Source organism: Vibrio sp. M260121, assembly GCF_036533715.1.
Lineage (GTDB): Bacteria > Pseudomonadota > Gammaproteobacteria > Enterobacterales > Vibrionaceae > Vibrio.
Genome location: NZ_JATABF010000011.1, coordinates 107,052 through 114,501 on the forward strand (window position 1 = coordinate 107,052; position 7,450 = coordinate 114,501).

At 45.3% G+C, this 7,450-nt stretch carries 5 protein-coding genes and 1 pseudogene; 5 read left to right on the forward strand and 1 reads right to left on the reverse strand.

The window, feature by feature from the left end:
• The first annotated feature begins 15 nt into the window (after positions 1–15).
• The 5 genes from QTO06_RS08975 (at position 16) to QTO06_RS08995 (ending at position 7,168) form a co-directional block, all read left to right on the forward strand.
• Positions 16–948: a transporter substrate-binding domain-containing protein gene (locus QTO06_RS08975; protein WP_045370749.1), complete on the forward strand. Its 933-nt coding sequence runs from the start codon at positions 16–18 to the stop codon at positions 946–948.
• Positions 945–3,272: a putative bifunctional diguanylate cyclase/phosphodiesterase gene (locus QTO06_RS08980; RefSeq protein ID WP_077201992.1), complete on the forward strand. Its 2,328-nt coding sequence runs from the start codon at positions 945–947 to the stop codon at positions 3,270–3,272. Before QTO06_RS08975 ends, QTO06_RS08980 begins: the two co-directional genes overlap by 4 nt.
• 212 nt (positions 3,273–3,484) lie before the next feature.
• On the forward strand, positions 3,485–4,678 hold the full coding sequence (locus QTO06_RS08985) for a glycine C-acetyltransferase (protein ID WP_005432273.1): 1,194 nt from the start codon (positions 3,485–3,487) through the stop codon (positions 4,676–4,678).
• 202 nt (positions 4,679–4,880) lie between these two features.
• Positions 4,881–5,912: an L-threonine 3-dehydrogenase gene (tdh, locus tag QTO06_RS08990; protein WP_331407500.1), complete on the forward strand. Its 1,032-nt coding sequence runs from the start codon at positions 4,881–4,883 to the stop codon at positions 5,910–5,912.
• A 536-nt stretch (positions 5,913–6,448) separates the two neighbouring features.
• Complete coding sequence (locus QTO06_RS08995; RefSeq protein ID WP_331407502.1) at positions 6,449–7,168, forward strand: carbonic anhydrase; 720 nt, start codon at positions 6,449–6,451, stop codon at positions 7,166–7,168.
• 76 nt (positions 7,169–7,244) lie between these two features.
• On the opposite strand, the pseudogene QTO06_RS09000 reads toward QTO06_RS08995, so the two are convergent.
• Positions 7,245–7,450, reverse strand: a pseudogene (locus tag QTO06_RS09000) (IS4 family transposase); the annotation flags it as partial.

Below are 7,450 nucleotides of genomic sequence, written 5' to 3' on the forward strand. Positions count from 1 at the left end.
AGAGGGATATTCACCATGTCAGTGAAAACAATCAAACGAACCATGACGGCACTTGCCATTGGGGTGGCATCATTTATGTCGACTTCTGTCTCGGCTGGCGATCTGCAAGACATCAAAGATCGAGGTGTGCTACGTCATATCGGTGTACCTTACGCGAACTTCGTTTCGTACATTGACCAAGGCGAAATGCAAACACTGACCGGTCTTGATGTCGATATCATAAAAGGGTTCGCAAAATCTCTCGGCGTTCGCTATCAATACGTACCAGCGCAATGGAACAACGTAGTAGGTAAGCTGACAGGCCAGCAAGTTGAGTACAAAGATGCACAGCTTGTCGTCGGTGAGAAGATGGCAGTGGAAGGTGACCTGATTGCGAATGGTGTGACTATCCTCGATTGGCGTAAAAACGTGATCGATTTTTCAGATGATTACTTTCCTTCTGCGGTATGGTTGATCGCTCGAACAGATTCAACGCTAACGCCGATCACACCAACAGGCTCCGTGGAACAAGACATTAATAAAGTGAAAGCGCTCATTAATGGACGCGAAGTACTCGCGATGGAGCACTCATGCTTAGACCCGAACCTTTACAATCTGTACGACACCGGTGCGAAGGTGATCCTGCCTGATGGCCAGCGCCGTTTGAATGAGATGGTGCCCGCCATCATGAAGAACGATGCAGAGAGTACACTGCTGGATGTGGCAGACACATTGATTGCATTAGAGAAGTGGCCAGGTGAGATCAAAGTCATTGGTCCAATTTCAGAAAACCAAAAAATGGCAGTGGCTTTCCGTAAGGGCTCTCCTGAACTAAAAGCCGCATTTAACCAATATTTGAATTCAATTAAGCAAGATGGGACCTACCAAGCCTTGGTCGAGAAATACTACCCATCTATTTACTATTTCTATAATGACTACTTCTTAGAAGATAGTAAGAAAGATATATGAGAAAGTCTGTAAAAAAAATATCAAGCCAAAGAATCATCACCATTAGTGCGATTTTAGTGTCGCTCTACTTGGCGATGATTATTACGGTAACGAGTTTAGGTCAAAATAAATTAAAAGATTCACAACACCGAGAACTTGACTTAAAGGTGAAAAGTTACGCAGGTACCCTTGATAATTTATTTACGCTTGCCAGCGAAGATGTCGATCATTTATCCACCGATAAAACGGTGCAGACTTTTTTTGCCAACCTTGCTTCCGGGATGTCGATGGAATACGGGTTAGGCGCGAGCTTGATCAATTTGAAGCGTAAGCTCCAAGAGAAAGCAGAAGCGAAAACCGTCAATAATCAAATCATCTATAAAAAGCTGACATTAATCGGGTTAGATGGCTCTACTATTGTGACCACTGGCGAAAAAACCGATCACCGTATAGACACTTCCCGACTGCTTAACGAGCACGATCACCCTGAAGAAGTCAGAGCGATACGAGAGGGCGGCAAAGTCCTTATTCAAGTGGTTAAGCAAGTGATGTTCTCTGGTAAGCCTGTTGGCTACTTGATTGCAGACATCAACAAACAAGTGGTGATTTCCCAACTGACTAACCAGGAACACGAAGACAGCTACAGTCGTATGGTGTTGAAGATCAATGATGTTGAAATGGAAGTGTGGGACTCGATCAGTCGCAAACTCGAACAAGAAAACATCACGGCACCAGAAGCGTTAGCTCAAGAGTTAAAGCAAAAAATCTACTTTGAAGTTCCGATCGAACATCATCACTTTAAATTAATGGCGTGGTTTGAGTCATTAAGTGAACGTGACATCTACACCTCTCGTCTGTTCATCAATGGTTTGAGTGTTCTCGCTATCATGATTGTCGTTGGACTACTGTACGCATTCACGCTTAATAACACTCGTGTCGAACTGAAAATCAAACTGGAAGAAGAGAAAAAGCGTAAAGATTTCTTGTCTCAGCAAAACGAGCGTTTAACCAGTGAAATTGAGCGCCGTAAATCGTCCGAGATGGAACTGGCATATCAAGCCAAACATGATGCACTTACTGGTTTGCCTAACCGTGTTTATGGTTCTGAACGTTTGGATTTAGAGTTGTCACGCGCAGAGCGAATGAAATCAAACGTACTGGTCATGTTTATCGACCTTGATCACTTTAAACAAATCAATGATTCAATGGGGCACTTCGTTGGTGACGAAGTGTTAAAGCTGGCGGCAGAGCGATTGCACAACGCAGTACGTAAAACCGATTTGTTGGCACGCATTGGTGGTGATGAATTCCTATTGGTTATCCCTGATTTACAAGATGCCGACAGCGCAAAACGTTTTGCAGCTACCGTGCTGTCGGTATTCAATGAGCCGTTCGTTTGGCAGAACCACGAGTTCTTCCTGTCGGCGAGTGTCGGTATGTCGGTGTTCCCTGAAGATGGCGACAATGCAGAGCAGCTACTGGCGTGTGCGGACATGGCGATGTACCGAGTGAAACAAGATGGCCGTAATGCATTCTGCTTCTATGATCACAACATGAACCAAGATTTGCAGCGCTTTCTAGAGCTAGAAAGTCGTCTTCGTCATGCCATTTCTCATGATCTTCTGGAGCTGTATTACCAACCTATTATCGATCTCGATAGCGGCGTCATTGTTGGTGCAGAGGCTCTGATGCGTTGGAACGACGAGAAGTTTGGCTTTGTGAATCCAGAAGAGTTTATCTCCATCGCCGAAAAGAACGGTCTGATTCACCAGCTGGGCGACTTTGCGATTCGTCAAGCTTGCCAACAGGCGGCACAGTGGCAGGACGTTGCTCCTCTGTTTGTGTCGGTAAACTTCTCAAGTGTGCAGTTTAGATACTGCGATCGACTTTTCGAACAGATCAAGCAGCACATAGAAGAGTCGGGCTTGTCACCTGAATTGTTTGATGTGGAAGTGACAGAGAGCTTGCTGTTCAACCACAGTAGCGACTTGATGGAGATGCTAGACAACTTACGAGCACTGGGCGCTAAGCTCACCATTGATGATTTTGGTACGGGTTACTCGGCGTTGAGTTACTTACAGAAGTTCCCGTTTGATCGCCTTAAGATCGACCGCAGCTTCTTGCAGAACATGTTTGAGAATGAGTCCGACCGTGAGCTTGTGAATGTGATTATTGCGATGGCGAAAGCGCTGAATCTGAAGATTGTTGCAGAAGGCATCGAAGAACAGCGTCATGTGGATTACTTGAAAAACCTAAACTGTGAGTTCGGGCAAGGTTTCCACTATAGCCGACCATTACCCGCTAAGGACTTTGAAGCGCTTTTAGCTAAGCCAACTTGGCTATAACTCCTTTCATTACAACGTCATAGAAAAGCATTAATTGGATTCGTGCCTCGGATTCATTAATGCTTTTCCACCTTGAGGGATAATCGTTTTTCCTTCCTTGAATTACACTACACTTAATTGATAAGTAAATGCCTGTGATGCCCGTCACATAAAGGCTCAACCTCATTCTAATCGAGTAAAAACTCGACAATATAAACAGGAAGGAATTGCGAATGTCTTCTGCATTTTACCAACAGATTGAACAGCAAATTGAAGAAGTGAAGGCGGAAGGCCTTTACAAAGCAGAGCGTATCATCACGTCTCAACAGCAAGCAGCGGTTAAAATCTCTACTGGTGAAGAAGTTCTGAACTTCTGTGCGAACAACTACCTTGGTCTTGCTAACCACCCAGCGCTTATCGAAGCGGGTAAAGCGGGTATGGACGAGCACGGTTTTGGTATGGCTTCAGTACGTTTCATCTGTGGTACTCAAGACATCCATAAAGAGCTTGAGCAGAAGCTTTCTAAGTTCCTAGGTAAAGAAGACACGATTCTTTACACCTCATGTTTCGATGCAAACGCGGGCCTATTTGAAACTATCCTAGGCAAAGAAGACGCAATCATCTCTGACGCACTAAACCACGCGTCAATCATCGATGGTGTTCGCCTATGTAAAGCGATGCGTTTCCGTTACTCAAACAACAACATGGAAGAGCTAGAGCAACAACTGATTGCTGCGAAAGAAGCAGGCGCTCGCCATATTCTTATCGTAACGGACGGCGTGTTCTCAATGGACGGCGTAGTAGCAAACCTTCCTGCTATCTGCGACCTAGCAGAGAAGTACGGCGCATTGACGATGGTTGATGATTCTCACGCTGTTGGCTTCATGGGTAAAACTGGTGCAGGTACGCACGAGCACCACAACGTGGTTGACCGTATCGACATCATCACTGGTACGCTAGGTAAAGCAATGGGTGGCGCTTCAGGCGGTTACACGTCTGGTAAAGCAGAAGTGATTGACTGGCTACGTCAGCGTTCTCGTCCATACCTATTCTCTAACTCTGTTGCACCAGCAATCGTAAGCGCTTCTATCCGCGTTCTAGACCTACTAGAAGAGAGCGGTGACCTACGTGACCGTCTATGGGAAAACGCTGCACACTTCCGTACTCGTATGGAAGACGCTGGTTTCACAATGGGTGGTGCTGATCACGCAATCATTCCAATCATGCTTGGCGATGCAAAAGTAGCAGCAGAATTCGCAGAGCGCGCTTTAGAGAAAGGCATCTACGTAATTGGCTTTTCATTCCCTGTTGTACCAAAAGGTCAAGCGCGTATCCGTACTCAAATGTCTGCGGCGCACTCTCGTGAGCAACTAGACCGCGCAATCGACGCGTTCATCCAAGTTGGTAAGGACATGGGCATCATCTAAGTTTCGTTTCCCCTTCCTAGCCTCCTCCTAAAACATAGGAGAGGGATTAGATTGGAAGGAGAAAGAGTTTACGCTTAAAGATAAAAGGCTTTCCCAACTCTTCTGAGTCGGCTCATGGGCAAAGCCTTTATTTCTTCTTTAAACGCATTAGATGAAAGAATTTTTTGTCACGCATAGAGCGGGGCAATGTTTGGTGAATACTATGAAAATTAAAGCATTATCAAAGCTAAAGCCTGAAGAAGGCATCTGGATGACTGAGGTTGATAAACCTGAAGTTGGCCATAACGACATTCTGATCAAAATTAAGAAAACCGCTATTTGTGGTACAGACGTACACATCTACAACTGGGACGAATGGTCACAAAAGACAATTCCAGTGCCTATGGTTGTCGGTCACGAATACGTGGGTGAAGTGGTTGCAATTGGTCAGGAAGTTCGTGGCTTTGAAATCGGTGACCGCGTATCTGGCGAAGGTCACATCACATGTGGTCACTGTCGTAACTGTCGTGGCGGCCGTACTCACCTATGTCGTAACACGATTGGTGTGGGCGTTAACCGCGAAGGTGCATTCGCAGAATACCTAGTGATCCCAGCATTCAACGCGTTCAAGATCCCTGAAGGCATCTCTGACGATCTAGCGTCTATCTTTGACCCGTTTGGTAACGCAGTACACACCGCGCTTTCTTTCGACCTAGTAGGCGAAGATGTGCTAATCACTGGTGCTGGCCCAATCGGTATCATGGCTGCTGCAGTTGCGAAGCACGTTGGTGCTCGCCACGTAGTGATCACAGACGTGAACGAATACCGTCTAGAACTTGCACGTAAGATGGGCGTAACACGTGCAGTAAACGTTGCTGAAGAGAAATTGGAAGACGTAATGTCTGAACTAGGCATGACAGAAGGCTTTGACGTAGGTCTAGAAATGTCTGGTAACCCAGCCGCATTCAACTCGATGCTAACGGCAATGAACCACGGTGGTCGTATTGCACTACTAGGTATTCCACCATCAGACATGGGTATCGACTGGAACCAAGTTATCTTCAAAGGCTTGGTGATCAAAGGTATCTACGGCCGTGAAATGTTCGAAACTTGGTACAAGATGGCTTCACTGATCCAATCGGGTCTGGATCTATCGCCAATCATCACGCACCACTACAAGATTGATGACTTCCAAGAAGGCTTCGATGTAATGCGCAGCGGTATGTCAGGCAAAGTTATTCTTGATTGGGAATAAGGTCGCGATAAAGCAGCCTAAAACCTCTTGATACAGATTAATAAAAGCGCCCCAAGTGAACCTTGGGGCGTTTTTTTGTTTTTAATGACAGACTATTTTGTTGAACAGCGCTTCGTTTACAACTCAAACTCATTACTACTTCAGCGTTAGCGCTTTATTACAATTGTTCCTGTTTCAACTACACGAGAATCCTTTGACGCCATGACTTTTGCCGTGTGCTTTTCTGATGAGAAAAGAGTTTTAGCTGATGTCGTGGATCAGCCAAGAGCTGGCGCATGTGCTTGCTTGTGATAATGGATTTCACAACGGCGTGTTCTCGGTGGTAATACTTTGTCCTTATCTGAACCTGATAACTTTCTAATCATCGACTTATCAATTACATAAAATGTGGAGATCATTTCCAAATTTAGCAGGTAAACATAGATTGCGTAGCGCGAGCTAATCCATTTTCTTCATTCCTTTGTTAATACTGCATGCGTGAACATATGCATAAGAAAGTGTTCATTACTTAACCATAGATATAAAAGGAAATGAAAATGAGAAAGTCACTGACAGCACTTGGTTTAGCATTGGTATTTGCAGGCTCAGTAAACGCGGCAAACTGGGGCTATGAGGGTGAGCACGGCCCTGCAAATTGGGGCGAGTTCGCATCTGAATGTGCGAAAGGCCAAAACCAAAGTCCAATCAATATCGAATCAGCGACCGAAGCAAAGCTAGAAAAACTGGATTTCGATTACGAAGGTAAGGCGATTTCACTGCTGAATAACGGCCACACTTTACAGACCAGTTTAGAAGGCAAAAATACGCTCACTATTGATGGTAAAGAATTTACACTAAAGCAGTTCCACTTCCATACACCATCTGAAAACCATGTAGATGGTAAAGAATATCCACTAGAAGCACACTTTGTGCATGCCGACAAAGTTGGCCATCTGGCCGTTGTTGCGGTGTTCTTTAAATTGGGTGACGAAAATCCAGATCTAGCGAAGCTGCTCACTAACATCCCAACTAAAGATCAGAACGTAGCCATCAAGGTTCCATTTGATGCTGACGCGCTTATCCCAAGTGATAAAGATTACTACCGCTTCAATGGCTCTCTGACTACGCCACCGTGCTCTGAAGGTGTTCGCTGGTTGGTAATCAAAGAGACACAAACCATCTCCCCAGAGCAGGTGAAAGAGTTTGCGAAAGCGATGGGGCAAAACAACCGCCCAATCCAACCGCTTAACGCTCGAATGATTCTAGCGCAGCAATAATGGTTGAAGTGACCAGTCATAAAAAAGCCCGCTGATTAAGCTGACTCTTGATCACTAGACTTGTGATCAAGAGACAGCCTTTTTGGGGGATGGTAAGCTCCTTTGTCTCGACACTTGGTAACGCTTGCGCATAGTCGTAAAGCTTTTGAGCGTGTTCTTCTAGACAACGACTTTGCATTGAGCGAACGACAAAGCGCTGCTGATGTTGACGTTTATAAGTCAAGTATTCGAATAGGTCTGCTTCTCGGTCACAGACCGAGATAACATCTAACATTTTATCCC

Coding starts and splice junctions, on each gene's coding strand:
- QTO06_RS08975 (WP_045370749.1), top strand. CDS start 16: ATGTCAGTGAAAACAATCAAACGAACCATGACGGCACTTGCCATTGGG.
- QTO06_RS08980 (WP_077201992.1), top strand. CDS start 945: ATGAGAAAGTCTGTAAAAAAAATATCAAGCCAAAGAATCATCACCATT.
- QTO06_RS08985 (WP_005432273.1), top strand. CDS start 3,485: ATGTCTTCTGCATTTTACCAACAGATTGAACAGCAAATTGAAGAAGTG.
- tdh (WP_331407500.1), top strand. CDS start 4,881: ATGAAAATTAAAGCATTATCAAAGCTAAAGCCTGAAGAAGGCATCTGG.
- QTO06_RS08995 (WP_331407502.1), top strand. CDS start 6,449: ATGAGAAAGTCACTGACAGCACTTGGTTTAGCATTGGTATTTGCAGGC.